Below are 21941 nucleotides of genomic sequence, written 5' to 3'. Positions count from 1 at the left end.
CTCGGCTCACGCCAGCGTGTCGATGAAGTCCGTGCACGCCTGTGCGCAGGCCCGGCAGGACCGGGCGGCCGGTTGTGCGCCGGGGTCCTCGTCGAACACGTGGGCGCTGTCCAGGCACACCGTCCGGCACCACTCCAGCTGGACGCGCAGCCCCTGCTCGTCCAGGCGGTTCTGCTCGGAGAGCACACGGCAGGTGGCGTCGCACGCCTCGGCGCAGATGATCCCCTTGCGCCGGGCGGGTTCGTAGCGGCCCGTCCCGTGCGGGTCGACAAGGCTCGCACGCATCGCGCAGACCCGCGCACACTCGGTGCACGCCTGCGCGCACGCGAAGCGCTCCTCCAGGAACCGGAAGAGTTCCTGCTGGGAAGGCGAGGTAGTCACACCATGCGGGTAGCCGCCGCGGCCGGGACCAAACGCGGCGGAGCCCCACGGCCCGCGTCGGTTCGGCGACCGTCCGTGAGGGCAGGCCGAACACGGTTCGCTTGCCCCATTGAGGGGGTATTCGCCTGATATGAGTACCGCAACTGTGCAACTGGCCGCCGCGAGCGGCCTGCTCAGCCTGGCACTTTTCGCGGTCGCCCTGGCCGTCCTGGCCATCTTGGGCGGCGCCTTCTGGCTGGGCTCCCGTAACAAGCTGCGCGAGCTTCCCCGGCCGCGCCCCGAGGAGCAGCCGCATCTGCCGCCGGACGGCCCGGTGCGCGAGATCCGGGAGAACCGGGAACCCGACGAGGTACCCAAGACACCCCCGGGCGGTCGCCCCCTCACCCCGTACGAACTGACCAATATGCAGACCCGGCCGAGCACGTCGAAGGACCGCCCGCGGTGGAGCAAGGGCTCCAGCGGTTCCTTCGGCGGCGGAGGGCTGGGCGCGCACTGACCCGGCACGACCCCGGCCCGGGGGCGGTGCCTCGAAGCACCGCCCCCGGGGTGCGGGTCACCGGCTGTCGCTGGTGCCCGTCGTGTCCGCCAGGGCGGCGCGGCCGGCCTCCAGACGGGCGGCGGGGACGCGGAAGGGCGAGCAGGAGACGTAGTCCAGGCCCGCCTGGTGGAAGAAGTGGATCGACGCGGGGTCTCCGCCGTGCTCGCCGCACACCCCGGTCTCCAGGTCCGGGTTGACCGAGCGTCCGGCCCCGACGGCCAGTTCGACCAGCCGGCCCACGCCCTCCCGGTCGATCGTCTCGAACGGTGACACCTCGAACACGCCCTTCTCCAGGTACAGCGGGAAGAAGGACGCCTCGGCGTCGTCGCGGGACAGGCCCCAGGTGGTCTGGGTGAGGTCGTTGGTGCCGAAGGAGAAGAAGTCGGCGGCCCGGGCGATGCGGCCGGCGGTGAGCGCGGCCCGCGGCAGCTCGATCATCGTGCCGATCGGGCAGTCCAGGGCGATGCCGGTCTCCTCCGCCACCTCGGCGAGGACGCGCTCGGCCTCGGCACGCGCCAGCCGCAGCTCCTCCACGGTCCCGACCAGCGGGATCATGATCTCGGCGCGCGGCCGGCCGCCGTCCCGCAGCCGCCGGACCACCGCTTCGGCGACGGCCCGCACCTGCATGGCCGTCAGCCCGGGCACGGCGAGTCCGAGCCGGACCCCGCGCAGGCCGAGCATCGGGTTCTGCTCATGGGTGCGCTCGACGGCGTCGAGGAGGGCCCGGTCGTGCGGGTCCGGGTGGTCGGCCCTGGCCAGGCGGACGGCGAGTTCGGTGCGGTCGGGCAGGAACTCGTGCAGCGGCGGGTCGATGAGGCGGATGGTCACGGGCAGGCCGTCCATCGCCTCCAGGATGCCGGTGAAGTCGTCCCGCTGCAGCGGCAGAAGCGCGGCCAGGGCCTTCTGACGGGCCACGTCGTCGCGGGCCAGGATCATCGCCTCGACCAGTGCGCGCCGCTCCCCGAGGAACATGTGCTCGGTGCGGCACAGCCCGATGCCCCGGGCGCCGAGGGCGCGGGCGCGGACGGCGTCCTCGGGGGTGTCGGCGTTGGCGCGGACCTCCAGCCGGCGCACGGTGTCGGCGTGGTCGAGGGAGCCCAGGACGGCCGAGGTGAGCGCGTCGGTCGCCGTGCCGCTCTCCAGGGCCGCGGCCACGTCGGAGGCGGTGAGCGGGAGGGCGCCGAGGCGGACGGTGCCGGCGGTGCCGTCGACGGAGACGGTGTCGCCCTCGCGGACCACGGTCCCGGAGCCGGTGGTGAACCGGCGGGCCTCGGTGTCGACGGCGAGGTCCTCGGCGCCGCAGACACAGACCTTGCCCATGCCGCGGGCGACCACGGCGGCGTGGCTGGTCTTGCCGCCCCGGCTGGTCAGCACCGCCTGGGCGGCGATCATGCCGGGCAGGTCGTCGGGGGTGGTCTCGCGGCGCACCAGCACCGTGTCCTCGCCGGCCGCGGCCCGTCGTACGGCCTCCGCGGAGTCGAAGACGACGACGCCGACCGCCGCGCCGGGCGAGGCGGGCACGCCGTGGGCGAGCGGCTCGTCGGCGGAGGTGGTGTCGAAGCGGGGGAACATCAGCCGGGTCAGTTCGGTGCCGTCGACGCGCATCAGGGCCTCGTCGGCGCTGATGGTGTCCTCCTCGCGCAGGTCGTGGGCGATACGGAAGGCGGCCTCGGCGGTGCGCTTGCCGACGCGGGTCTGCAGGATCCACAGCCTTCCGCGTTCGACGGTGAACTCCACGTCGCACAGGTCCCGGTAGTGGTTCTCCAGCGTGCGCAGGTGGTCGACGAGTTCGGCGTAGGAGCGCGGGTCGAGTTCCTTCAGCGCGTGCAGGGGCAGCGCGTCGCGGACGCCCGCGACGACGTCCTCGCCCTGGGCGTCCGGGAGGTAGTCGCCGTACACGCCGCGTTCGCCGGTGGCGGGGTCGCGGGTGAAGGCGACGCCGGTGCCGGAGTCGTGGCCGAGGTTGCCGAAGACCATCGCCTGGACGTTGACGGCGGTGCCGAGGTCGTCGGGGATGTGTTCGCGGCGGCGGTAGACGCGGGCGCGTTCGACGTTCCAGGACGCGAAGACGGAGCGGATGGCGCGGGAGAGCTGCTCGGCCGGGTCCTGCGGGAAGTCCGCACCGGTCTCGCGGCGGACGATCTCCTTGAACTCCTCGGTGAGCAGGACGAGTTCCTCGGTGTCGAGTTCGTCGTCGCCGGCCGCGCCGCGCCGGGCCTTGTGGGCGGCGAGGGCGTGCTCGAACAGGTCGCCGTCCACCCCCATCACCGTACGGCCGAACATCTGCACGAGACGCCGGTAGGAGTCCCAGGCGAAGCGCTCGTCGCCGGACGCCTTGGCCAGGCCGTGGACGGAGGCGTCGTTGAGGCCGATGTCGAGGATGGTCTCCATCATCCCGGGCATGGAGAAGCGGGCGCCGGAGCGGACGGACACCAGCAGGGGGTCGCCGGCCGCGCCGAGGGTGCGGCCCATGGCGTGCTCCAGGCCGGCGAGCGCCCGGGCGGTCTGGGAGCCCAGCTCGGGCGGCTCCGCGCCGGTCGCGAGGTAGACGCGGCAGGCCTCGGTGGTGACGGTGAACCCGTGCGGGACGGGGAGGCCCAGGCGGGTCATCTCGGCCAGGCCGGCTCCCTTGCCGCCGAGCAGGGCGGCCATGTCCCGGCTGCCCTGGGCGAAGGTGTACACGTACTGGGTGGGCGTGGTCATCGGGACTCGGCCTCTCATGCGTGCGGGACGACGGCCACGGGGCAGCCGGCGTGGTGGATGACGGCGTGGGTGACGGGTCCGGTGCGCGGTCCCGCGGGGCGTTCGGTGAGACGGCGGCCGACGACGAGCAGGCCCGCCGAGGAGGCGGCGCGGATCAGCGGCGACGGGGCGCGGCCCTCGGTGAGGGTCTCCAGGACCTCGACGCCGGGGTACTTGTCCCGCCACGGCAGCAGGACGGCGCTGAGGAAGCCCTGCCACTCCTCCGCCCGCCCGCGCCCGTCGGCCAGGTCGATCTCGCCGGGCCCGAGGCCGAGCCCGGAGTCCGGCCGGCAGGCGTGCACCACGCGCAGCCGCGCGTCCCGCGTACGGGCGGTCTCGAAGGCGAAGTCGATCAGCTCGTCGCACGGGTCGGCGAGGTCCAGGCCGAGCACGACGTCCCGGTGGCGGGTGCGGACGGAGGAGCCGCCGTCGGGGGCCGGGACGTGTTCGTCGGACTCCTCCTCCCCCGCCCGGACCAGGACGACGGGTACCTCGGCCCGTCCCACGACCCCGAGGGCGACCGATCCGACGAGGAAGCCGGTGAATCCGCTGAGGCCGCGTGAGCCCAGCACCATCAGGTCGGCGTCCTTGGCCGCGGTCAGCAGGGCGGCGACGGCCGGTCCCTCGACCTGGTCGTCGGCCAGGTCGGTGACGCCCGGGCAGGAGCGGCGGATCCGCTCCTCGGCCTGGCGCAGGGCCCGCCGTGCGAGGTGCCGGGCGGCGGCGGTGGCGGGTTCGCCGTCCTGGCGGGGATGCCAGTTCCAGGCGTGCAGCAGGCGCAGCGGCCTGCCTCGGCGTACGGCCTCGCGGGCGGCCCACTCGGCGGCGGCGAGACTTTCCGGTGATCCGTCGACCCCGGCGATGACGGGCGGCAGCATGTGCGCACCTCCTGCGCTCGGTCTGCTCCTCGCTCTTGAGCCTCGTCCGCCGGCCTACCGGCGGGTATGGGCCGCCAGGGCTCGGGCGGGGTCCGTTCGGCCCCCAGCGGGCCCCGTTCGTCGGCGGAGGGGACCGGCCGCTCGCCGGAGTCCGTGGACGCGCCGGGCGAGGGCCGGCTACGGCAGGGTGCGGGCCACCGTGAGCGCCTGCTCGGCGTACGACCGTCCGAACAGCACCGTGTGGACGAGGAGCGGGAAGAGCTGGTGCAGGCCGACGCGGTCCTGCCAGCCGTCGGCCAGCGGTGCGGCCTGCTGGTAGCCGTCGAGGACATGTTCCAGGTGGGCGCAGCCGAACAGGCGCAGCATCGCGAGGTCGGTCTCTCGGTGACCGCCGTGCGCCGCCGGATCGATGAGCCAGGCCCGCCCGTCGCCGCCCCACAGCACGTTGCCGTTCCACAGGTCGCCGTGCAGCCGGGCGGGCGGCTCGGCGGGCCCGGCCAGCTCGGGCAGCCGTGCGCAGAGCCGCTCCAGTACGGAAGCCTCGCCGGACCGCAGGGTGCGGGCGTCGACCGCGGCGCGGACGTAGGGCAGCACCCGGTGGGCGGCGTACCAGGTGGGCCAGTCGTCCCCGGGGACGTTGCGCATCGGGGCGAGCCCGATGTACGCCTCGCGGGGCCCGTCCGGTGGCGGCGCGCCGAACGCGGGGGCGCCGGCGGCGTGCAGGGCAGCGAGCTCGCGTCCGAACCGCAGCGCGGCCCCGGGGGTCGGCCGGCCGCTCGGCACCCGGTCGGTGACCAGCCACCGCTCGTCGTGGCCGTGCACGGCCGGTACGGGCACCGCGCGGGCGTCGGCCAGCCAGCGCAGCCCGGCCGCCTCGGCCCGCGCCGCGCCGGGGGCGTCCCCGCGCTTGACGATCACCGTCCGGCCGTCGCCGAGGGTGACTTCCGCGAGGGCGGCGGACAGGGGGCGGTGGCGCACGGCGGGACGTCCGGTGAAGCGGGTGGCGGCAGCGGCCGGGCCGTCGCGGTCGCCGGCCGCCGCGTCGGGCGGCAGTCCTCGGTGCACGGTCGCCAGCGTACGGGCCGCCGAGGGCACTTCAGCCCCCGCTCGCGGGTCCTTCGGCCCCTGTGGGGCCGGCGCGGGACGGCACAGGCTGGAGGTACGAGGGCCCTGGAGGTCGTGATGACTGAATCCCCGTACACCGTGAGCGACGTGATGACGCACACCGTCGTCGCCGTGGGGCGCGACGCGCACTTCAAGGAGATCGTCGAGCTGTTCGACCAGTGGAAGGTCAGCGCCCTGCCGGTCCTGGAGGGCGAGGGCCGGGTCGTGGGAGTGGTGTCCGAGGCGGACCTGCTCGCCAAGGAGGAGTTCCGGGACGCCGCCGACGGTCTCGCGGGCGACCCGGTCGAACTGGCGGCACGGGCCAAGGCGGGCGCGACGACGGCCGGGGACCTGATGAGCGCCCCCGCCGTGACCGTGCACGCCGACGCCTCGCTCGCCGAGGCGGCACGCATCATGGCCCGTCGGCGCGTCAAGCGACTGCCCGTGGTGGACGCCGTGGGTCTGCTGCAGGGCGTGGTCAGCCGGGGCGACCTGCTGAAGGTCTTCCTGCGCTCCGACGACGACATCGCCGACGAGGTCCGGCACGCCGTCCTGACCAAGCTGCCCCTGACCGCCACCCCGACGGTGGCGGTGTCCGAGGGCGTGGTCACCGTGGGCGGCGTCATGCCCGACCGCACCCTGGTCCCGGTGGTGGCCCGGGCGGTACGAGCCGTGGAGGGCGTCGTGGACGTCCGGATGGATCTGGCGCCCCGGTGAGGTGCGGGCGGCCGGTGGAACGGCCCGGTGAAGCACCGCCCGGTGGAGCACGGCCACCCGGTGGAGCACGTCCGCTCCGCGAAGCCCGTGCCCCGTGAAGCACGGGCGCCCGGTGGAGCACCGCCACCCCGCGCAACACCGCCGCGCCGGTGAAATACCGCCACCCCGTGCAACACCCCCACCCTGATAGGGCACACGCCACCCCGGGGGAGGCACCGCGGCCGACTTCGCCGTCCCCCGTTCTGGGTTCCCCCGGCTTCACCCAGGCGCGGTTCCCCGGCCGGGTTCAGGGCTTCGGGGGCTCGTCGAAGCTGGCGAAGTACGCGGCGGCCATGTCCTCGTCGGCGTGGCCCTGGGCCGCGGCGCGTTCCAGGCGTTGCGCGCTCGCGGCGGCCACGTCCAGGCGGACGCCGTGCTGTTCGCCGGCGCGGACGATCAGCCGGGCGTCCTTCGCCGCGGTCGTCACCGCGAACTGCGGCGGGGTGAGCCGGTCGTCGAGGACGAGCTCGGCCTTGGCGTGCAGATAGCCCATGTCGAGCGGGCCGCCCGCGATGGCGTCGAAGAAGCCCTGCGGGTCGACGCCGAGCGCCCGCGCGAGGGCGAGCGTCTCGCCGACCGCCGCGGTGGTCGCGATGACCCAGCTGTTGGCGACGAGCTTCAGCCGGGTCGCGCTGCCGGCGGCGCCGTCCTCCCCGGTCCACACGGTGCGGGCGCCGACCGCGTCGAAGACCGGGGTCACCGCGGCGCGCGCGTCGGCCGGACCGGCGGCCAGGACGAGCAGCTGACCGGCCTCGGCGGGCCGGCGGGTGCCCAGCACGGGGGCGTCGAAGAAGACCAGGCCGTGGTCGCGGGCGAACCCGGCCAGCTCGTCGAGGCCCTCGATGCCGGCCGTGGTCGACTGCACCCAGGCGGTCCCCTCCCGCAGGGCGGGTGCGGCCTCGCGCATCACTTCGAGGGCGGCGTGACCGTCGTAGAGCACGGTCAGGACGACATCGGCGCCCTCGACGGCCTCGGCGGGCGTGCCGGCGACGAACGCGCCGTCCTCGGCGAGCGGTTCGGCCTTGGCGCGGGTGCGGTTCCAGACCCGGACGGTGTGTCCGGCGCGGGCGAGGTTGCGGGCCATCGCGGCGCCCATGATGCCGGTGCCCAGAACGCTCACGGTGAGTGTGTCGGTCATGAGGTCAACTTCCCTGTCCGTGCGGTGCGGTCAGGAACCGATCCTGCCGGAGTCGGCCCGGATCGGCCCGCCCAGCCACGCGCCCGGTGACCGTCGAGCGGTCGCGGGGGGCCGATGACGCGGTGTCAGAGGGGATGGTGTCCTCGTCCCGTCCGGGCGTGGGCCGCCGCCGCGCCGAGGAACAGCGTGAGCACCGCGGCCGGCGCGGCGGCCGCCGTCAGCCAGTCCGCCGTGTTCTCGGGGCCGGCGGCCAGTCCCAGCAGGGCGGTCGCCGTCGCCGTGGTCAGGCCGGTGGCGACCAGGACCGCCACGACGTGCCGGGAGGCGGCGGCGCCGCGCGGCAGCGGGCCCGCCCCCAGCCGGGCCCACTGGTGCTCCGACTCGCGCCGCTCGTACCGGCGTCGGACGGCGGCCCACACCCGCAGGGCGAGTGCGGCGGCGGCCCCCGAGGCGGCCGCGGTGCCGTGGATCCACCAGGCGTCGGCCACCAGCAGGAGGGCGACGAGCGCGGCGGCCGTCCCCCAGGCCGTCACACAGGCCGCGGCGGCGGTGCGGCCGGAGAGCGGGCGGTCGGCTCCCGCGCGCAGCTCGGCCAGCGCCGGCAGATACCAGACGCAGCCCGAGGCGGTCAGTACGGCGGCTCCCAGGGCGAGGACGGCGTGGGCCATGGCTACCGCGCCGCCGCTTCGAGCTCGGCGAGCTCGGGGTGGTGCAGGTCGAACGCGGGGGATTCGCTGCGGATCCGGGGCAGGGACGCGAAGTTGTGCCGGGGCGGCGGGCAGGAGGTCGCCCATTCCAGGGAGCGGCCGTAGCCCCAGGGGTCGTCGACGGTGATCTTCTCGCCGTACTTGGCGGTCTTCCAGACGTTGTAGAGGAACGGCAGGATCGACAGGCCCAGCAGGAACGACCCGATGGTGGAGAGGGTGTTGAGGGCGGTGAAGCCGTCGGAGGCGAGATAGTCGGCGTAGCGCCGGGGCATGCCCTCCACGCCCAGCCAGTGCTGGACGAGGAAGGTGAGGTGGAAGCCCGCCGTCAGCGTCCAGAAGGTGATCTTTCCGAGGCGTTCGTCGAGCATCTTTCCGGTGAACTTGGGCCACCAGAAGTGGAATCCGGCGAACATCGCGTACACGACCGTGCCGAACAGCGTGTAGTGGAAGTGCGCGACGACGAAGTACGAGTCCGAGGTGTGGAAGTCGAGCGGCGGCGAGGCGAGGATGACGCCGGTCAGGCCGCCGAAGGTGAAGGTGATCAGGAAGCCCGTCGCCCAGAGCATCGGTGTCTCGAAGGACAGCGAGCCCTTCCACATCGTGCCGATCCAGTTGAAGAACTTCACACCGGTCGGGACGGCGATGAGGAACGTCATGAACGAGAAGAACGGCAGCAGCACCCCGCCGGTGACGTACATGTGGTGCGCCCACACCGTCACGGACAGACCGGCGATCGCGATGGTCGCGCCGATCAGGCCCATGTAGCCGAACATCGGCTTGCGCGAGAAGACCGGGATCACCTCGGAGACGATCCCGAAGAACGGCAGGGCGAGGATGTACACCTCGGGATGGCCGAAGAACCAGAACAGGTGCTGCCACAGCAGGGCGCCGCCGTTGGCCGCGTCGAAGATGTGCGAGCCGAACTTGCGGTCGCATTCGAGCGCGAAGAGGGCCGCGGCCAGGACCGGGAAGACGATCAGGATCAGGACGCCGGTCAGCAGCACGTTCCAGGTGAAGATCGGCATGCGGAACATGGTCATGCCGGGCGCGCGCATGCAGACGATCGTGGTGATGAAGTTGACCGCGCCGAGGATGCTCCCGAAACCCGAGAGCGCCACGCCCATGATCCACATGTCGGCCCCGACGCCTGGCGAGTGCACCGCGTCGGACAGCGGGGCGTACAGGAACCAGCCGAAGTCGGCGGCCCCGCCGGGGGTGAGGAAGCCGGCCGCGGCGATCGAGGAGCCGAAGAGGAAGAGCCAGTAGGCGAGCATGTTCAGCCGCGGGAAGGCCACGTCCGGGGCGCCGATCTGCAGCGGCATGATCCAGTTCGCGAAGCCGGTGAACAGCGGCATGGCGAACAGCAGCAGCATGATCGAGCCGTGCATGGTGAACGCCTGGTTGAACTGCTCGTTGGACATGATCTGCAGTCCGGGCCGGGCGAGTTCGGCGCGCATGAGCAGTGCCAGCGCGCCGCCGACGATGAAGAACACGAACGCCGAGACCAGGTACATCGTCCCGATCCTCTTGTGGTCCGTGGTGGTCAGCCAGTCCGTCCACGCCGGCCTGGCGGTGCGTACGGGTGCGCTGACCGGTGACGCCTCGATGACGGCGTCCTGACTCTGAACCTCGTCCACCGGACGATGCCCTCCCCTGGGTGTCGCTGTTCTGTGCGGGCGCCTCATGATCGTCGGAGGGGCCCCTGGTCCCGGTAGGGCCGCGGGGCCCGCGCCCGGGGACCAACGGCCCCATCGGCCGGGGCCCTTCAGCAGGGCGCCCGCGATGGCCGGGAGGAGGCCCCCGTCACGTGGTCAGCGAGTCGGCGATCTCCCGCGCCCACTGCTCGATCGCCGCGAAGTCACGGAAGTCACCCCCTTTGCCCTGTTTCAGAATCATGCGGGCGATACGGCCCTTGGCGCCCTCCTCCAGACAGCCGCCGAAGGTGATGTGCCCGCGGGCCCCCAGGCGGCCCATCGCGCGGCGCACGCCCGGCACGGGCGGGATGTCCCGCTCGGCGGCCGAGGCGTCCAACGGGCCGCTGCTGAACAGCCACACCGGGCGAGTGGAGAGGTCGCTGCGGTGCCGGCGGACGAAGCGGCGGGCGTCCTTCTGCCAGCGCCCTGCGTAGAGCCCGCCGCCGATCACGACGGCGTCGTACGGCGTGACGTCCTCGACGCGTCCACCGGACACCGCCTCGGCGGTGAGGCCCTCCTTGCGCAGGACCCCGGCCACGGCCTCGGCGATCTCTGCGGTCGAACCGTTGGTGGAGCCGTGGGCGACCAGTACGTTCGCGGTCATGGCGATCCACCTCCTCGTGCTTCAGATGCGGCGCAGCCAGTCGTCGGCGACGCCGTGCAGGGCCTGTTCCTCCGGCCGGACACGGGCGTCGTCGACGCGGTGGGTCAACCGGTCGACGACCGCGACGACACCGTCGATCTGGCGGGTCATGGAGACGGCGATCCCCGTCTCGCTCTTGCGCTCCAGCTGCCCGGTGAGCGTGACCACGCCGTCGGTGACGGAGACGTCGACGGCGCGCGGGGTCAGCCACAGGGCCCGTACCAGGACCTCGTCGATCACCTCGGCGCGGATCTCCGCGTCGGGCCGCAGGAAGAGCTTGAGCAGGTCGCGCCGGGTGACGATGCCGACGAGCCGGTTGTCCTCGTCGAGGACGGGCAGCCGCTCCACGCGGTTGCGGGCCATCGTGCGGGCGGCCTCGACGATCGTGTCGTCGGCGTGGACCGTGATGGCCGGCTCGGTCATCAGCCGGCCCGCGGTGAGCCCGTTCGCCTTGGCGGAGCGCCGGCGGGCGGCCGGGGTCAGCGCGAGGCGGGCGCGCCGCCTCGGCTCGTAGGGGTCGGGCAGTTCGGCCTGGTGGGCCATCAGATCGGTCTCGGACACCACACCGAGCACCCGCCCGGCGTCGTCGACCACGGGCAGTCCGCTGATGCGGTGCTCGCCGAGCAGCCGTGCCACCTCCTTGAACGGGGTGCTGTGTCCGGCTCGGACGACCTCCGTGGTCATCACGGAGCCGACCTTGTTGTGCTTCATGGTGTTCCTCCTCAGCGGAGTCGGCGCAGACAGGGGTCCTGGGGCCGGCGCGGCAGCAGCCGCACGCGCGTGTCCAGCACGGTCACTCGTTCGGTCGTGGCGAGTACGGGGTCGAGGTCGGCCTCCGCGAGCTGCGGCAGGTCGCTCGCCATCCGGGACAGCCGCAGCAGCACCTGCTCCAGGCCCTCCAGGTCGACGGGGCCCCCACCCTGGGCGCCGAGCAGGAGCGGGGCGCAGCGGGGGGACGTGATCAGGTCGGAGGGTGCCGACGCCGCGGTGGTGGAGGCCGTCGGCGACCGCGACGGAGATGTCCGCGGCCGTGCCGTCACCGGCGCCCGCGGTGTCGTACTCGGCGAGCCCGATGATCCGGCCGTGCGTCTCGGCCACCAGCGCCCGGTGGCCGGTGTGCGGGGGCGCGCAGGCCCGGTCGGCGGCCAGGCCGGCGGAGCGGCGGCTGGTCGAGAAGAACCGCAGGCGCAGGTTCTCCGGGGACATCTCCCCGCAGAACCCCTCCACCTGGGCGTGGTCGCCCCGGCGCGCGGCGCGGACGCACACGGTGGTGCCGTCGGCGAGCAGCGCGTGCACCGGGGGGCGGGTGATGAGCGGATCGTCCGGCATCGCGGATCTCCTCCTGCGGTATCTACACTTCGAGCGTCCAGCGGAACGCGGCGGGATCCCATGGGCTGTCCGGCGGTGGCCGGGGGGCCGGTCGGCCCTCGGCTCCGCGACCTCGGCGAGGGGAGTCAGGGCGGCATGGCCGGCAACAAGACGGAGAAGCTGTCGCGCAAGGTCTACGAGGACGAACTGCTGCGCCTGCAGACCGAGTTGGCCAAGCTCCAGGAGTGGGTGCGGGCCGAGGGCGCGCGACTGGTCGTGATCTTCGAGGGACGGGACGCGGCGGGCAAGGGCGGCACGATCAAGCGGGTCTCCGAGCACCTCAACCCGCGGGTCGCCCGGATCGTGGCCCTGCCCAAGCCTACGGAGCGGGAGCGGAGCCAGTGGTACTTCCAGCGGTACGTGGAGCATCTCCCGGCCGCCGGGGAGATCGCGCTGTTCGACCGGTCCTGGTACAACCGGGCCGGAGTCGAGCACGTCATGGGTTTCTGCACGAAGGAGGAGCACCAGCTGTTTCTGCGGCAGTGCCCGATCTTCGAGCGGATGCTGGTGGAGGACGGGATCCTGCTGCGCAAGTACTGGTTCTCGGTGAGCGACACCGAGCAGCAGGACCGCTTCCGCAAGCGCCTCGACGATCCTCTGCGCCGCTGGAAGCTGTCGCCGATGGACCTGGAGTCCATCACCCACTGGGAGGCGTACTCGCGGGCCAAGGACGAGATGATGGTCCACACCGACATTCCCGAGGCGCCGTGGTACGTCGTGGAGAGCGACGACAAGAAGCGGGCCCGGCTGAACATGATCGCCCACCTGCTGGACTCGGTGCCCTACCACGACGTGCCGCCGCCGGTGCTGGAGCTGCCGGACCGGCCGAACTCCACCGGCTATGTGCGCACGCCGCGCGATCTGCAGAACTACGTGCCCGACCACGCGGCAAGCCTGTGACTCACCCCGGGTGCGGTACGACGGCCACCGGGCACCCGGAGTGGTGCAGTGCCGCGTGCGCGACCCGGCCCAGCTGGAGGCCGCGGTGGCCCTCGCGCCGCTCGGCGCCCACGATCAGCAGGTCGGCGTGGTGCGAGAGGTCCACCAGGGCCCGCTGGGGGTGGCCCTCGACGGTGCGGCGGTACAGCTCGACGTCCGGCGGGGCGTCCTTCAGCGCCGCGTCCAGGGCCTCGGCGGCCCGTTCCTCGTGGAGCTTGGCGGCGTCCCCGGCGAGCAGGGGATGCCCGGCCCGCTCATGGGCGGGGTACCGCCAGACGCGCACGGCCTCCAGGACCGCGCCGCGCCGCCGCGCCTCGTCGTAGGCGAAGCGCAGGACCGCGCTGTCGTCGGGGTCCTCGCCGACGCCGACGAGCACGCGGCCGTGGACCGGGCGCGCGGCCTGGTTGTCCTGGCCGCCGCGGAGCACGACCACGGGGCAGGGGGCGTGCGCGGCCACGGTCAGGCTGACCGAGCCGAGCAGCGCGTTGGCGATGCCGCTGCGGCCACGGCTGCCGAGGACGAGCAGCGAGGCGTGCCGGCCCTCGCGGACCAGCGCGTACTCGGGCTCCTCGGCGACTACGTCGGCGGCGACCGTGAGGTCGGGGTGGCGGGCGCGGGCACGCCGGGCGGCGGTGGCGACGATGTCGTCGGCGCGCACCTCCTCGGGCGTCCCGCCGTGGTCCTGGGCGAGCGAGGCGCCCTCGTAGTGCTCCCAGAGGGAGGCGTACAGGACCCGCAGCGGCATCCGGCGCAGGGCGGCCTCGTCGGCCGCCCAGTCGACGGCGCGCAGGCTCGGTGCGGAGCCGTCCACGCCGACGACCAGGGGGGCGTCCATCGCCGTCACCGTCCCGCGCCGAGGTCGAAGACGATGCGTGCCTTGACCTGGCCGCGCAGGACCTCGTCGATGGAGTCGTTGACGGAGGCCAGCGGGCGGGTCTCGTAGATGACCCGGGTGCGGCCGGCCGCGTGCAGCTGGAAGACCTCGGCGAGGTCCTGGCGGGTGCCGACGATGGAGCCGATCACGGAGGTGCCGTTCAGGACGGTGTCGAAGATCGGCACCTGGATCGTGCCGTGCGCGGGCAGGGCGACCATGACCAGCTTGCCGCCGCGCCGCAGCCCGGCGTTGGCGGCGGCGAACGCGGCCTCGTTCACGGCGAGGGCGATCGCCGCGTGGGCTCCGCCGTGGCGCTTGAGGACCGCGCCGACGTCCTCCTTGCGGGCGTCGATGACGAGGTCGGCGCCGAGTTCGGCGGCCAGTTCGAGCTTCTCGTCGGTGACGTCGATCGCGGCGACGGTCGCACCGGCGATCTTGGCGTACTGCACGGCGAGATGGCCGAGTCCGCCGACGCCGGAGATCGCGACGAGCTGGGCGGGCCGCACGTCGGCGACCTTCAGCGCCTTGTACGTGGTGACGCCGGCGCAGGTCAGCGGGGCGGCGTCGAAGGCGGTGACGCCGTCGGGCACCGGCTGGGCGAAGTCGGCCCGGGCGAGCATCTTCTCGGCGTACCCGCCGTCGCGGCCGTAGCCGGTGTTGATCTGCCGCTCGCACAGCGTCTCCCAGCCGGACAGGCAGTGCTCGCAGCGCCCGCACGCCTCGCCGAGCCAGGGCACGGCGACCCGCTGCCCGACGCTCAGGTGGGTGACGCCCTCGCCGAGCTCCTCGACCAGGCCGACGCCCTCGTGGCCGGGGACGAACGGGGGGCTGGGCCTGACGGGCCAGTCGCCGTGGGCGGCGTGGATGTCGGTGTGGCACAGCCCGGAGGCCTCGACGCGGACGCGGACCTGGCCGGGGCCGGGCACGGGGTCGGGGCGCTCCTCGATGACCAGGGGCTCGCCGAAGGCTCGTACGACGGCTGCCTTCATGGGGTCAACTCCTCTTGCAGTCAGGGTGGTTCGGCCGGTGCGTCAGCTGTGGGCGACGACGGCGACGGGGGCGGTGGCGTGGTGCAGGACGGCGTGGGTGACCGGGCCGGTGTGCGTGCCCAGGGGGCTGCGGCGGACCCGGCGGCCGACGACGACCAGGGAGGCCTCACGGGAGGCGGAGATCAGGTGCTGGGCGGCGCTGCCGGAGCGGGTCTCCTGCAGCACCTCGACGGACGGGTACTTGGCCCGCCAGGGGGCGAGGATCTCGGCGAGGGCGGCGGACTGCTGCCCGGCCAGCTCCTCGTACAGATCGGCGTCGGCGCTGAGGCCGTACACGTAGTACGGCGGCAGGTTCCAGCCGTGGACGACGCGCAGGGCGGTGTCCCGGCTCGCGGCGGCCTCGAAGGCGAACGCGAGGACCGTGTCGTCGGGGCCGGCCGGGTCGAGTCCCAGGACGACGGGCCGGTAGGGGGTGGCGGCGGACGGGATGCCCGCCGGGTCGCTCTCGTGCTCGTCGGCGGCCTGTTCGCCGGCCCGGACGAGGACGACGGGCCGCTGGGTGTGGGCGACCACGGACAGGCCGACGGAGCCGACTACGAAGCCGCCGAGCCCGCTCAGCCCGCGCGATCCCAGCACCAGCAGCTCGGCGTCCTTCGCCGCCTCGGCGAGGACGTCGGCCGGCGTGCCGTGCCGGACCTCGGTGGTGATCTCGACGCCCGGGTGGCGCAGCCGAAGGCCTTCCGCGCTCTCCCTCGGGACGCGCTCGGTCCAGTGCGCCTGGGTCTCGACGCCGAGCAGCGGGGCCTGGGCCATCGGGGCGGGGAGGGGCTCCCAGACCTGGAGCAGGGTCAGCGGCAGACCGCGCAGCTTCGCCTCGCGGGCCGCCCATTCGGCGGCGGCCCTGCTCTCGGGGGAGCCGTCGAGACCGGTGACGACGGTGCGGACCATGATGTCTGCCTCCTGAAGGGGGACGGGTCGATCGACGATCGGTCGATCCGTCGATCGGATGTCTGATTCCAGCCTCGTGAGGAGGCGGTGGGTGGGGCAGGGGCCGGTCTTCCCGCGCGGGGGGCCGGACCGCCCGGGCCGGGGGCCGACCGGCCCGGGCGAGGTGTCCCGCGGCGGGCCGGTTCACCGCAGCCAGGTGTGCCGGTTCACGTAGGGCAGCCGGGCCCAGAGGCGGCCCAGTCCCCAGGTGGCGCCGGCGCCCGCGACCGCGAGGGCGATCAGGGCGGCGGCGTAGATCACGTGGTAGTCGACGAACGGGTTCGTCGACATGCTGGGCGACCCGTCGGACAGGTGCTTCGCGGGCGGCCACTCGGCGATCCACATCAGCGCCATCATGGCCGTGCCGGCGACGGCGGCCGCCCGCAGCGCGACGCCGCTCATCACGGCGACGCCGATGCCGAGCAGACCCAGCATGAACAGCCAGTCCGCCCAGGTGTCCCCGGCCCAGCCGTGGAAGGTGGACTCCATCGGTCCGGCGGCGACGCCGCTGAGGAAGCCCTTGGTGGGCGAGCCGCCGTCGATCCAGCCCTTGCCGGACGGGGTGGCGTACCCGAACCCGAACGTCTTGTCCAGGAAGGCCCACAGGAAGACGAACCCGGTCAGCAGACGCAGACCGGCGAAGACATACGCGCTCACCGCCGGTACGGCCGTGTCGGTGACGGCGTCGGCCGTCGCCGCCCGGCGCGCGGAGGGGAAGCGGAACCCCAGGTGACGGTGCGGGTGTTCGTGAACGGCCATGCTCGTGTTCCCTTCGGGGAGTCGGTGTCCGCGGGGTCGTGCTGCGCGTTCTGGCACCGCTCAATCTGGCCGCCCCGGCCACCGGCCGCCGGATGCCGAAGGGCGGCGCGCGGGGGCTGAACGGCCCCTTCCACGGGACCTGTCGGGCCGACGAGGCTGACAATGCCGACAGACGGCGGAGGGAGTCCTATGGCGCACGGGTCGGGATGGCGGGACCACCTGCCCGGGATCGCCGTGGTGCTCGGCTACCGCCGGGCGTGGCTGCGCGGGGATGTGCTCGCCGGGGTGACCGTCGCCGCGTATCTCGTGCCGCAGGTGATGGCGTACGCGGAGGTCGCCGGGCTGCCCCCGGTCGCGGGGCTGTGGGCGATCCTGCCCGCGATCGGCCTGTACGCCCTGCTGGGCTCCTCGCGGCTGCTGTCGGTGGGACCGGAGTCGACGACGGCGCTGATGACGGCGACGGTGGTGGCGCCGCTGGCCGGCGGCAGTCCCGTCCGGTACGCCGAACTGGCCGCCGCGCTCGCCCTGACGGTGGGTCTGCTGTGCGTGGCCGCCCGGGTGCTGCGGCTGGGCTTCCTCGCGGACCTGCTGTCGCGGCCGGTGCTGATCGGCTATCTGGCGGGCGTGGCGCTGATCATGGTGGTCGACCAGCTGCCCAAGCTGACGGGCGTCCCGACGACGGGGTCGCTGTTCTTCGCCCAGCTGTGGTCCTTCCTCGGCAATCTGGGGCAGGCGCACCCGGCGACCGTGCTGTTCGCCGCCGCCCTGCTGACGTTCCTGTTCGCGTCGGCCCGGTGGCTGCCGATGATCCCGGGGCCGCTGTGCGCCCTCGTCCTGGGCACCGGCGCGGTGGTCGTCCTCGACCTCGACGAGCGGTACGGCGTCAAGGTCATCGGAGACATCCCGGCCGGCCTGCCCGGCCTCGGCCTCCCCGGCCCGGGCGACCTGCCGCAGCTGGTGCTGCCCGCGCTGGGCGTACTCCTCGTCGCCTACACGGACTTCATCCTCACCGCGCGCGGCTTCGCCGCCCCCGACGACCGCACCGGCCCGGACGCCGACCAGGAGTTCCTGGCGTTGGGCGCGGCCAACCTGGGCGCGGGCGTGCTGCACGGGTTCCCGGTCAGCAGCAGCGCCAGCCGCACGGCGCTCGCCGCGTCGGCGGGGGCGCGCAGTCAGGTCTACTCCCTGGTCGCGGGGGCGGTGGTGCTGGCGGTGCTGCTGTTCCTCAGCCCGCTGCTGACCCGGACGCCGTCGGTGGTGCTGGGCGCGCTGGTGGTCTACGCGGCCGTCCGCATGGTCGACGTGGCGGGCTTCCGCCGCCTCGCCTCCTTCCGCCGCCGCGAACTCCTGCTCGCGCTCGGCTGCCTGGCCGGAGTGCTCGCCCTGGACATCCTCTACGGCGTGCTGGTGGCCGTCGGTCTGTCGGTGGCCGAGCTGCTCACCCGGGTGGCCCGTCCGCACGACGCGGTGGAGGGGCTGGTGCCCGGGCTGGCCGGCATGCACGACGTGGACGACTATCCGACCGCCCGGACCATCCCGGGCCTGCTGGTCTACCGCTACGACTCGCCGCTGTTCTTCGCCAACGCCGAGGACTTCCGGCGCCGAGCGCTGGCCGCCGTCGACGAACAGACCGGCCCGGTGCGGTGGTTCGTCCTGAACACCGAGGCCAATGTGGAGGTCGACATCACCGCGCTGGACGCGGTCGAGGCCCTGCGCGGCGAACTCGCCCGTCGCGGTGTCGTGTTCGCCCTGGCCCGGGTCAAACAGGACCTGTACGGCGACCTGGAGGCGTACGGCCTGGTCGACGCGGTCGGCCGGGACCTGATCTTCCCGACCCTGCCGACCGCGGTCGCGGCCTACCGGGCGCGGTCGGGGGACGCGTGACGACGAGCGACCGCATCACACGCCGAGCTCGGGCCGGACCAGGGTGCCCGAGCGACCGTGGACGATCTCGTGGGCCGCGTCGAGGGCGCCGATCGCGGCCAGGCCGCCGGTGTGCTCGACGAAGCGGGCCGCCGCCTCGGCCTTCGGACCCATCGAGGCATGCGGGTAGTGGCCGCCGCGCAGCGCGCCGGGGGTGACGTCCAGGACCGGGCTCTGACGGCCGGTGCCGTACGCGGCGTACACATTCGGCACGTCGGTGAGGATGAGCAGGAAGTCCGCCCGGAGGTCCTCGGCGAGCCGGGCCGCCGCGAGGTCCTTGTCGACGACGGCCTCCACGCAGCGCAGGGTGCCGGTGACCCGGTCGGCGACCACGGGGACGCCTCCCCCGCCGCCGCACACCACGACGGTGCCCAGATCGAGCAGGTCGCGAACCGTGTCGGTCTCCACGATCCGCTCCGGGTCCGGGGAGGGCACGACGCGGCGCCAGCCGTCGGTGTCCTCGGCGACGTACCAGCCGTGCCGGGCCGCGAGCGTCCGGGCCTGTTCGCGGCTGTGGGCCGGGCCCACGAAGGCGGCCGGGCGGTCGAAGGCCCGGTCGTCGCCGCGCACCTCGGTGTGGGTGACCAGCGCGGCGATCCGGCGCCCGGGCAGGGCGGCGCGCAGGGCCCGTACCAGCAGGGTGGCCATCACCCCCTGGGCCCGGGCGCCGGCCAGGTCGAGCGGGCAGGAGTCGTCGGACGGGCCGAGCGGGGGTCCGTCGCCGTGGGTGATGACGAGGTCGTGGTCGTGGGCGAGCGCGGCGAGCGCGGTGGCCACCCGGACGGCGCCGGTCCGCCCGAGGCCGGCGTCGGGGGGCTCGCCCGGGATCGCCAGGGCGTTGTCACCGAGGGCGACGACGATACGCATGGCCGGTTCCTCCAGAGAGGCGGGGTCACCTGACGTCCTCCATCGAAGCGGCCGGCGCGGCACGGCACAGGGTCCCGAGGGGCTCCCCGGCGACGCCGGCCGGCCCCCGGTCCCGGGCCGGGCGGCCCATGGACCCAGCAGGCGGCGGTGCCCACGCTGGAGGGTGGTTCCTTCCGACGCGCCGCCTGGAGGCACGCCATGAACGCTCCCCCCACCACGAGCATGCCGAGGGCGCTGTCCGCGGAACACCGCCATCGGCTGATGGAGGTCGCCGCCGAGGTGGCGTTCCCGCAGGGCACCCGCCTGTTCGAGGAGGGCGGCCCGGCCGACCGGTTCTGGATCGTGCGCACCGGCACGGTCGAACTGGACCTGCGGGTACCCGGCCGCAGCCCCGCCGTCATCGAGTCCCTCGGGCACAACGACCTCATCGGCTGGTCCTGGCTGTTCCCGCCGCACATCTGGCACCTCGGCGCCGAGGCGGCGACCCCGGTGCGGGCCCACCAGTTCGACGCGGTCGCCGTACGGGCCCTGTGCCAGGACGATCCCGCGTTCGGGCAGGCCCTGGCCGTCTGGGTCGGCGGAGTCGTCGCCCACCGGTTGCACGCGGCCCGGACCCGGCTGCTCGACCTGTACGGCCCCTACGGCAGCGGGAGCGCGCGCTGACCGGTGCCGTCGTGGACGCTGCGTGCGAACCGGTGGATACGGGCACCCCGGCGGACGTGCGCGGAGCACAATGAGGGCATGGGTCGCGTACGGCGGGTCCACGGGGCGGCCGGGGCCGGTCGGCCCTAGTGCGCACGGCACTGTCAGGTGATGATCGTCGGCAGGGGCGGCCCGCAGTCCGCCAGGCACGGGACGAGGGGTCCACATGACCGAGGCACGCACCTTCACGGCACAGGATCCGATCCGTGTCTTCCTGCTGGACGACCACGAGGTCGTCCGACGCGGTCTGGCGGACCTGCTGGACGCGGAGGAGGACATCAGCGTCGTCGGCGACGCCGAGAACGTGGAGCACGCCCTGGTACGCGCCCCCGCGGTACGCCCGCACGTGGCGGTGCTGGACGTCCGCCTGCCCGACGGCGACGGCATCACCGTCTGCCGGGAGCTGCGCAGCCGGATGCCGGAACTGGCCGTGCTGATGCTGACGTCGTTCGACGACGAGGACGCCCTGCTGGACGCGATCATGGCCGGCGCCTCCGGCTATGTGCTCAAGCAGATCCGGGGCTCGGACCTCGTCTCGGCGGTGCGCACGGTCGCCTCCGGGCAGTCGATGCTCGACCCGGCGACCACCGCCCGGCTGATGCGCTCACTGCGCGCCGAACCCGCCGAGACGCCCGAGGTGGCCCCGGAGCTGGCGAGCCTGTCGCCGCGCGAGCGGGAGATCCTCGCGCTCATCGGGGACGGCCTGACCAACCGCGAGATCGGCAAGCGGCTCTACCTGTCGGAGAAGACCGTCAAGAACCACATCTCCCGCCTGCTCGCCAAGCTGGGCGTCCAGCGCCGGGTCCAGGCGGCGGTCCTCGCCTCGCAGCTGGACCAGCCGGAGCCGGCGGACCGCACTCCGCGCTGAGCGCCGTCCCCGGTCGCGCCGGGGAGGGCCGTCCGGGCCCCTTGGGCACCCCGTCCGGCCCTCCCCGTACGGGCCGGCGTCGGCCAGCCTGGGAAGGGGGCCAGGAAGGGGAGGGGAGGCGTGTGAGGGGGCGGGGGCCCGTCCCCTCACACGCCTGGACGACACCGGAGGTGCGCCATGACCGGACCTGTCGTCGTCGGGCTCGACGGCTCCCCCGCGAGCCTGACCGCCGCGTGGTGGGCGGCCCGTGAGGCGGTGGACCGGCGCCTGCCGCTGCGGATGCTGCACTCCTGGACCACCCAGCCGGTCCCCGCGTCCATCGCCCAGGAGGCGCTGGGCAAGCAGAGCTACGGTGAGCGGGTGCTGCACCACGTCCAGGCCGAACTGCTGGACCGGTACGGGGCGTTGACCGTGACCACGGAACTGGTGTCCGCCCCCGCCTCCCAAGCGCTGGTCGACCTGAGCGAGACGGCCTCCATGCTGGTGCTGGGGTCGCGCGGGCACGGCTCGGTGTCGAGCTTCCTGCTCGGCTCGATCAGCCTGCATGTGCTGGGGGTCAGCCACTGCCCGGCCGTCATCGTGCGCACGGGCGACGTGGCCGTGGAGAACGGCTCCGGGCATCCGGCGGTGGCCGGCCGGGACGAGATCGTGGTCGGGACGCAGGAGGCCGCGTCGGCCGCCGACCCGCTGCTGGAGTTCGCCTTCACCACGGCCGACCTGCGGGGTGTCCCGCTGCGCGCGGTCCGGGCCGTTCCGCTGTCGTCCCTGATGACGCATCCGCACGCCGCCGGGGGCGCCGATCTGGACGAGGAGCAGGAGCGGCTGACCGCCGAGCTGACGCCGTGGCGGAAGAAGTTTCCCTCCGTCGACGTCGTGGAGCACACCGCGCACGGTTCCGCCTCGCAGGTGCTGCTGGCCGCCTGCTCGCGCGCACGGCTGGTCGTGGTGGGCCGGCGCCGCAACCCGTCGCCGCTGACCTGGAAGCTGGGGCCCGTCGCCCACGCGGCCCTGCACCATGTGCCGTGCCCCGTCGCCGTCGTCCCGCACGACTGAGGCACATCACGGCTGAGGCGCATCCCGTTGC

The 21941-nt window shown here is 73.9% G+C and carries 22 protein-coding genes; 7 read left to right on the top strand and 15 right to left on the bottom strand.

The annotated features are described in order from the left end of the window. Positions 1 to 6: 6 nt before the first annotated feature. Positions 7 to 381: a four-helix bundle copper-binding protein gene (locus ACZ5NW_RS04960; protein WP_468742297.1), complete on the bottom strand. Its 375-nt coding sequence runs from the start codon at positions 379 to 381 to the stop codon at positions 7 to 9. A gap of 130 nt (positions 382 to 511) precedes the next feature. Between ACZ5NW_RS04960 and ACZ5NW_RS04955 the strand changes: the two genes are divergently transcribed. After that, positions 512 to 877 carry a DUF6479 family protein gene (locus ACZ5NW_RS04955; RefSeq protein WP_468742296.1) on the top strand — a complete coding sequence of 122 codons (366 nt, stop codon included), beginning with the start codon at positions 512 to 514 and terminating at the stop codon, positions 875 to 877. A 57-nt stretch (positions 878 to 934) separates the two neighbouring features. On the opposite strand, the gene ppdK is transcribed toward ACZ5NW_RS04955, so the two are convergent. The 3 genes from ppdK to ACZ5NW_RS04940 all read right to left on the bottom strand — a co-directional run bounded on the left by ppdK (position 935) and on the right by ACZ5NW_RS04940 (position 5604). Next, complete coding sequence (ppdK, locus tag ACZ5NW_RS04950) at positions 935 to 3622, bottom strand: pyruvate, phosphate dikinase (protein ID WP_468742295.1); 2688 nt, start codon at positions 3620 to 3622, stop codon at positions 935 to 937. A 14-nt stretch (positions 3623 to 3636) separates the two neighbouring features. Then, on the bottom strand, positions 3637 to 4539 hold the full coding sequence (locus ACZ5NW_RS04945) for a universal stress protein (RefSeq protein WP_468742294.1): 903 nt from the start codon (positions 4537 to 4539) through the stop codon (positions 3637 to 3639). A 177-nt stretch (positions 4540 to 4716) separates the two neighbouring features. Then, a complete protein-coding gene (locus ACZ5NW_RS04940) occupies positions 4717 to 5604 on the bottom strand; it encodes a fructosamine kinase family protein (protein ID WP_468742293.1) in 888 nt (295 codons plus the stop codon). Between the two features lie 117 nt (positions 5605 to 5721). On the opposite strand from ACZ5NW_RS04940, the gene ACZ5NW_RS04935 reads away from it, so the two are divergent. Beyond that, on the top strand, positions 5722 to 6360 hold the full coding sequence (locus tag ACZ5NW_RS04935; RefSeq protein ID WP_468742292.1) for a CBS domain-containing protein: 639 nt from the start codon (positions 5722 to 5724) through the stop codon (positions 6358 to 6360). 286 nt (positions 6361 to 6646) lie between these two features. Here ACZ5NW_RS04935 and ACZ5NW_RS04930 read toward each other — a convergent pair whose 3' ends face one another. From ACZ5NW_RS04930 to ACZ5NW_RS04905, 6 genes are all read right to left on the bottom strand, one after another. Then, complete coding sequence (locus ACZ5NW_RS04930; RefSeq protein WP_468742291.1) at positions 6647 to 7537, bottom strand: NAD(P)-dependent oxidoreductase; 891 nt, start codon at positions 7535 to 7537, stop codon at positions 6647 to 6649. Between the two features lie 125 nt (positions 7538 to 7662). Next, a complete protein-coding gene (locus tag ACZ5NW_RS04925; protein ID WP_468742290.1) occupies positions 7663 to 8205 on the bottom strand; it encodes a hypothetical protein in 543 nt (180 codons plus the stop codon). 2 nt (positions 8206 to 8207) lie between these two features. Beyond that, on the bottom strand, positions 8208 to 9929 hold the full coding sequence (gene ctaD, locus ACZ5NW_RS04920; protein ID WP_468742289.1) for an aa3-type cytochrome oxidase subunit I: 1722 nt from the start codon (positions 9927 to 9929) through the stop codon (positions 8208 to 8210). Positions 9930 to 10047: 118 nt separating this feature from the next. Next, positions 10048 to 10542 (bottom strand): flavodoxin domain-containing protein, encoded by a 495-nt coding sequence (locus tag ACZ5NW_RS04915; RefSeq protein ID WP_468742288.1) that lies wholly within the window; start codon positions 10540 to 10542, stop codon positions 10048 to 10050. Positions 10543 to 10563: 21 nt separating this feature from the next. Beyond that, entirely contained in the window at positions 10564 to 11292 is a 729-nt protein-coding gene (locus ACZ5NW_RS04910; protein WP_468742287.1) for a CBS domain-containing protein, read from the bottom strand. A gap of 11 nt (positions 11293 to 11303) precedes the next feature. Then, a complete protein-coding gene (locus ACZ5NW_RS04905; RefSeq protein WP_468742286.1) occupies positions 11304 to 11621 on the bottom strand; it encodes an acetate--CoA ligase family protein in 318 nt (105 codons plus the stop codon). A gap of 424 nt (positions 11622 to 12045) precedes the next feature. Here ACZ5NW_RS04905 and ppk2 point away from each other — a divergent pair, with 424 nt between their 5' ends. After that, positions 12046 to 12849, top strand: coding sequence for a polyphosphate kinase 2 (gene ppk2, locus ACZ5NW_RS04900; RefSeq protein WP_468742285.1), 804 nt, complete (start codon positions 12046 to 12048; stop codon positions 12847 to 12849). Position 12850: 1 nt separating this feature from the next. Here the strand turns inward: ppk2 and ACZ5NW_RS04895 are convergent, their stop codons facing one another. The 4 genes from ACZ5NW_RS04895 to ACZ5NW_RS04880 form a co-directional block, all read right to left on the bottom strand. Further along, complete coding sequence (locus ACZ5NW_RS04895; RefSeq protein ID WP_468742284.1) at positions 12851 to 13723, bottom strand: universal stress protein; 873 nt, start codon at positions 13721 to 13723, stop codon at positions 12851 to 12853. Between the two features lie 5 nt (positions 13724 to 13728). After that, positions 13729 to 14751 (bottom strand): alcohol dehydrogenase AdhP, encoded by a 1023-nt coding sequence (adhP, locus tag ACZ5NW_RS04890; protein WP_468742283.1) that lies wholly within the window; start codon positions 14749 to 14751, stop codon positions 13729 to 13731. Between the two features lie 42 nt (positions 14752 to 14793). Beyond that, positions 14794 to 15699, bottom strand: a complete 906-nt coding sequence (locus ACZ5NW_RS04885) for a universal stress protein (protein WP_468742282.1) — start codon at positions 15697 to 15699, stop codon at positions 14794 to 14796. A gap of 183 nt (positions 15700 to 15882) precedes the next feature. Continuing rightward, positions 15883 to 16497: a hypothetical protein gene (locus tag ACZ5NW_RS04880; protein WP_468742281.1), complete on the bottom strand. Its 615-nt coding sequence runs from the start codon at positions 16495 to 16497 to the stop codon at positions 15883 to 15885. A gap of 189 nt (positions 16498 to 16686) precedes the next feature. On the opposite strand from ACZ5NW_RS04880, the gene ACZ5NW_RS04875 reads away from it, so the two are divergent. After that, positions 16687 to 18381, top strand: coding sequence for a SulP family inorganic anion transporter (locus ACZ5NW_RS04875; protein WP_468742280.1), 1695 nt, complete (start codon positions 16687 to 16689; stop codon positions 18379 to 18381). A 15-nt stretch (positions 18382 to 18396) separates the two neighbouring features. On the opposite strand, the gene ACZ5NW_RS04870 is transcribed toward ACZ5NW_RS04875, so the two are convergent. After that, entirely contained in the window at positions 18397 to 19287 is an 891-nt protein-coding gene (locus ACZ5NW_RS04870) for an amino acid kinase family protein (RefSeq protein WP_468742279.1), read from the bottom strand. A gap of 198 nt (positions 19288 to 19485) precedes the next feature. Here ACZ5NW_RS04870 and ACZ5NW_RS04865 point away from each other — a divergent pair, with 198 nt between their 5' ends. From ACZ5NW_RS04865 to ACZ5NW_RS04855, 3 genes are all read left to right on the top strand, one after another. Further along, complete coding sequence (locus ACZ5NW_RS04865; RefSeq protein WP_468742278.1) at positions 19486 to 19950, top strand: cyclic nucleotide-binding domain-containing protein; 465 nt, start codon at positions 19486 to 19488, stop codon at positions 19948 to 19950. 205 nt (positions 19951 to 20155) lie between these two features. After that, the gene (locus tag ACZ5NW_RS04860; RefSeq protein ID WP_468742277.1) at positions 20156 to 20857 is read left to right on the top strand and encodes a response regulator; all 702 of its coding nucleotides are present in this window, start codon (positions 20156 to 20158) and stop codon (positions 20855 to 20857) included. 177 nt (positions 20858 to 21034) lie between these two features. Next, positions 21035 to 21910, top strand: a complete 876-nt coding sequence (locus ACZ5NW_RS04855) for a universal stress protein (protein WP_468742276.1) — start codon at positions 21035 to 21037, stop codon at positions 21908 to 21910. Positions 21911 to 21941: the final 31 nt, after the last annotated feature.

It is taken from the genome of Streptomyces sp. NPDC032126, from assembly GCF_055580085.1.
The sequence above is the reverse complement of the archived record's forward strand: the minus strand, read 5'-3'. Positions and strand labels throughout refer to the sequence as shown.

Bases quoted from the DNA above. Each gene is read 5' to 3' on its own strand.
- ppk2 (WP_468742285.1), top strand. From the start codon at position 12,046: ATGGCCGGCAACAAGACGGAGAAGCTGTCGCGCAAGGTCTACGAGGAC.
- ctaD (WP_468742289.1), bottom strand. From the start codon at position 9,929: ATGAGGCGCCCGCACAGAACAGCGACACCCAGGGGAGGGCATCGTCCG.
- ACZ5NW_RS04885 (WP_468742282.1), bottom strand. From the start codon at position 15,699: ATGGTCCGCACCGTCGTCACCGGTCTCGACGGCTCCCCCGAGAGCAGG.
- ACZ5NW_RS04855 (WP_468742276.1), top strand. From the start codon at position 21,035: ATGACCGGACCTGTCGTCGTCGGGCTCGACGGCTCCCCCGCGAGCCTG.
- ACZ5NW_RS04930 (WP_468742291.1), bottom strand. From the start codon at position 7,537: ATGACCGACACACTCACCGTGAGCGTTCTGGGCACCGGCATCATGGGC.
- ACZ5NW_RS04935 (WP_468742292.1), top strand. From the start codon at position 5,722: ATGACTGAATCCCCGTACACCGTGAGCGACGTGATGACGCACACCGTC.
- ACZ5NW_RS04915 (WP_468742288.1), bottom strand. From the start codon at position 10,542: ATGACCGCGAACGTACTGGTCGCCCACGGCTCCACCAACGGTTCGACC.
- ACZ5NW_RS04895 (WP_468742284.1), bottom strand. From the start codon at position 13,723: ATGGACGCCCCCCTGGTCGTCGGCGTGGACGGCTCCGCACCGAGCCTG.
- ACZ5NW_RS04875 (WP_468742280.1), top strand. From the start codon at position 16,687: ATGGCGCACGGGTCGGGATGGCGGGACCACCTGCCCGGGATCGCCGTG.
- ACZ5NW_RS04910 (WP_468742287.1), bottom strand. From the start codon at position 11,292: ATGAAGCACAACAAGGTCGGCTCCGTGATGACCACGGAGGTCGTCCGA.
- adhP (WP_468742283.1), bottom strand. From the start codon at position 14,751: ATGAAGGCAGCCGTCGTACGAGCCTTCGGCGAGCCCCTGGTCATCGAG.
- ACZ5NW_RS04925 (WP_468742290.1), bottom strand. From the start codon at position 8,205: ATGGCCCACGCCGTCCTCGCCCTGGGAGCCGCCGTACTGACCGCCTCG.
- ACZ5NW_RS04865 (WP_468742278.1), top strand. From the start codon at position 19,486: ATGAACGCTCCCCCCACCACGAGCATGCCGAGGGCGCTGTCCGCGGAA.
- ACZ5NW_RS04870 (WP_468742279.1), bottom strand. From the start codon at position 19,287: ATGCGTATCGTCGTCGCCCTCGGTGACAACGCCCTGGCGATCCCGGGC.
- ppdK (WP_468742295.1), bottom strand. From the start codon at position 3,622: ATGACCACGCCCACCCAGTACGTGTACACCTTCGCCCAGGGCAGCCGG.
- ACZ5NW_RS04945 (WP_468742294.1), bottom strand. From the start codon at position 4,539: ATGCTGCCGCCCGTCATCGCCGGGGTCGACGGATCACCGGAAAGTCTC.
- ACZ5NW_RS04955 (WP_468742296.1), top strand. From the start codon at position 512: ATGAGTACCGCAACTGTGCAACTGGCCGCCGCGAGCGGCCTGCTCAGC.
- ACZ5NW_RS04860 (WP_468742277.1), top strand. From the start codon at position 20,156: ATGACCGAGGCACGCACCTTCACGGCACAGGATCCGATCCGTGTCTTC.
- ACZ5NW_RS04880 (WP_468742281.1), bottom strand. From the start codon at position 16,497: ATGGCCGTTCACGAACACCCGCACCGTCACCTGGGGTTCCGCTTCCCC.